The following is a 3,743-nucleotide window of genomic DNA, read 5'->3' as shown; positions in this document are numbered from 1 at the left end:
ACCACCACCAACCCCGCACCCTCACCCCAACCCGTCCCATCAGCCGACTCCGCAAACGCCTTACACCGACCATCAACCGACAACCCACGCTGCCGCGAAAACTCCACCAACACCCCAGGCGAGGACATCACCGTGACGCCACCGGCCACCGCCAGCCCACACTCACCACTACGCACCGCCCGCACCGCCTGATGCAACGCCACCAATGACGACGAACACGCCGTATCCACCGTCACCGCCGGCCCCTCCAGACCCAGGAAATACGCCAACCGACCCGACGTCACACTCCCCGAACTACCCGTGAGAAGCAGCCCGTCAGCCTCCGCGGAGCCCTCGTGCATGGGTGGCCCGTAGTCCTGGGACATCGCACCGATGAAGACACCCGTGTCGCTGCCGCGCAGCGAACCGGGCTCGATACCGGCGTTGTCCAACGTCTCCCAGGCGGTCTCCAGAAGCAGCCGCTGCTGCGGATGCATCGCCAGTGCCTCGCGCGGCGACACCCCGAAGAACCCGGCGTCGAACTCTCCCGCGTCGTCGAGGAAGTAGCCCTTGTCCACGTAACTCCTGCCGGTTCGCCCGGGGTCCGGGTCGAACAAGTTGTCCAGATCCCAGCCACGGTCACGAGGCAGCCCGGACACGGCATCCCGACCCGAACTCACCAGCTCCCACAGCTCCTCCGGCGACGACACACCCCCCGGATAACGGCAGCCCATCCCCACGACGACGACCGGATCGTCGTCCTCCGCCGTGGCGGCCGCAGCGGCCGGAGCGACGGCCGGGGTGGCTCCGCCGAGCAGTTCCTCGCGCAGGAACGCGGCCAGCGCGGAGGGGGTGGGCCGGTCGAACACCACGGTGGCCGACAGTCGTAGTCCGGTGACCTCGTTGAGCCGCTTGCGGAGCTCCACGGCGGACAGCGAGTCCAGGCCGAGCTCCCTGAACGCGACGGCCGGCTGTACGGAGTCGGCGTCTGCGTGGCCGAGCACGGTGGCGGTGTGGGAGCGCACCAGATCGAGCAGCTCGCGGTCGACGTCCTCCGCCGGCCGACCGGCCAGCCGGTCGGCCAGCGTCGACGCGGTCGCCGTGACGGCGGTCGCCGCGCGCCGCACGCGGATCAGCCCGCGCAGTACCTCCGGCAGGGCCGCCCGCGCGGCCTGGGCGCGCAGCCGGTCCAGGTCGAGCGCGACCGGTGCGGCGGTGGCCTCACCACGGGCGAACGCCGCGTCGAACAGTGCGACGCCCTCCTCGGACGGAAGCGGCTTCAGCCCGGTGCGCGCCATTCGGGCGATGTCCGCGTCGTTCAGGTCGCGGGTCAGTTCGCTGCGCTCGCTCCAGAACCCCCATGCGAGCGAGGTCGCCGGAAGCCCGGTGGCGTGGCGGTGCTGGGCGAGGGCGTCGAGGAAGACGTTCGCGGCGGCGTAGTTCGCCTGGCCCGCGTTGCCGATCGTGCCCATGATCGAGGAGAACAGCACGAACGCGGACAGCCCGAGGTCCTTGGTCAGGGCGTGCAGATTCCACGCCGCGTCCAGCTTCGGCGCGAGCACGGCGTCGAGCTTCTCCCGTGTCATCCCGGCGATCAGGCCGTCGCCCAGGGTCCCGGCGGCGTGCACCACTCCGGTGAGCGGGTGGTGCGCCGGGATTCCCGCGAGCAGTGCCGAGAGCGCGCCCCGGTCGGCCACGTCGCACGCGGCGACGGTCACCTCGGCGCCCAGCCCGGACAGTTCGGCGACCAGGTCCGCTGCTCCCGGGGTGTCCGGTCCTCGCCGGGAGACCAGCAGCAGGTGCCGCACCCCGTGCTTCGTGACCAGGTGCCGGGCGAACAGCCTGCCGAGTGTTCCGGTACCGCCGGTGAGCAGCACGGTGCCGTCGGTGTCCCACCGTGACGGTGTCTCCGGCCTGCTCCGACCCTCGGATTCGGGCCGCCCCGGCACGCCCTCCGGTTCCTGTCCGCCGTCCTGGGCCGTCGCCCTGGCCAGTCTCGGCAGGACGATCCGTCCGTCACGCAGCGCGAACTGGGTGACGTCTCCGGCCAGCGCGGACGGCAGCGCGGCGAGCGACTGAGCGTCGTCGTCCACGTCGGCCAGGATCAGCCGGCCGGGATGCTCGCTCTGCGCGGAGCGGAGCAGCCCCCAGAGGGGCGCGGCGGACAGGTCGGGTACGGGGTCGGTGGATCCGGTCATCACCGCGCGCCGGGACACCACGACCAGCCGCGCCTCCCCGAAGCGGTCGTCGGACACCCATGCCTGGACCAGGCCGAGCGCACGGTACAGCGCCGTGCGGGCGGCTCCCGGGGTGTCCGCCGTTTCGTCCCCTTCGATGCACACGACCACGTCGGACGAGCCGTCGGGCACCGCGGACAGTTCGGTGAACTGCCGCCAGTCGACGCCGTCCGCCGTCGCCGGGCGCAGACCGAACGGGTCGTGGCCGAGCAGCGAGAGCCGGGTGGGTGGTGCCGCGTCCGTCGACGGCGCGGGAATCCATCGCAGGCACAGCAAGGAGTCCCGGTCGACGGCCGCGAAGCCGAGGCCGTCGAGATCGGTCGGGAGCATGGCCAGCGACGCCACCTCCGCGACGGGCATGCCGGCGCCGTCCGCCGCACGCAGCCGCATCGCGTTGTCCCCCACGGTGGTCACCGACACGCGCAGTGCGGAGGCGCCGGAGGCGTACAGCGTGGCGCCTTCCCAGGCGTACGGCAGTCGGATGCGGCCGTCGTCGCCCGGCAGTATCCGGCTCATGAGCGCGGCGTGGAGTGCGGCGTCGAGCAGGGCGGGGTGGATGGTGTAGGTGTCGGGCTCGGTGGGGAGGGCGATCTCGGCGTACACGTGGTCGTTGTGGCGCCACATCCGGTGCAGCCCCTGGAACTCGGCGCCGTAGTCGTAACCCTGGTCGGCCAGGGCTTCGTAGGAGACGTCCACGGGCTGTGCCCCGGCGGGGGGCCAGGCCGTGAGATCCCAGTCGGGGGACGGCGTCCCGGCTTCCAGGACACCCGTCGCGTGACACGTCCACGACGTGGCCGTGCCCGTGTCGGGACGGGCGTCGATCCGTATCGGTCGCGCACCGTCTCCGGTGGGCGGCTCGCCGATCTCCACCCGCAGCCGTACAGCGCCGTGCTCGGGCAGGACGAGCGGAGTCTGCAGCGTCAGCTCACGTACGGTGCCGCAGGCGACCCGGTCGGCGGCGTGCACCGCCAGTTCGGCGAAGGCGGCGCCGGGGAACACCAGGGTGCCGGCCACCTGGTGGGCGGCCAGCCAGGGATGCGTGGCCAGGGAGATCCGGCCGGTGAGGACCAGGCTGGTCGCACCCTCGGTGACCGCGCCGAGCAGGGGATGGCCGGCCTCGGTCAGTCCGATGGCGGCGACGTCACGTCGGCCCGTGTCGGGCGCGAGCCAGTACCGCGTCCGCTGGAAGGGGTAGGTGGGCAGGTCGGCATGACGGCCGTCGTGCGGACCTGCGGGTGTGGGCCGGGCGGTGGCACCGGCGGTGAACGCCTCGCCGGTGGAGCGCAGGAAGGTGGCCAGGTCGCCGTCGTTCCGACGCAGAGTCCCGATGGCGCGGGCCGGGGTGGGCGTGCTGTCGATGGTCTCCTGCATGCCCGGAGCCAGAACCGGGTGGGGACTGGACTCGATGAACACGTCATAGCCGTCTTCGAGGAGCAGTCGGGTGGTGGCTTCGAATTCGACGGTGTTACGGAGGTTGCGGAACCAGTAGTCCGCGTCGAGTGTGCCGGTATCGACCGGCCCACCCGT

Annotated in this window: 1 protein-coding gene; it reads right to left on the bottom strand. The window is 72.1% G+C overall.

Annotated features, from left to right (window positions below; all coding sequences use genetic code 11):
- On the bottom strand, positions 1 to 3,743 hold a 3,743-nt coding region (locus ACIRD8_RS37720; RefSeq protein ID WP_404002286.1), incomplete at both ends, for a type I polyketide synthase.

Source organism: Streptomyces sp. NPDC102451, from assembly GCF_044765485.1.
Lineage (GTDB): Bacteria > Actinomycetota > Actinomycetes > Streptomycetales > Streptomycetaceae > Streptomyces.
Note: the sequence above shows the minus strand (reverse complement) of the source record. Positions and strands in the feature narration are given on the sequence as shown.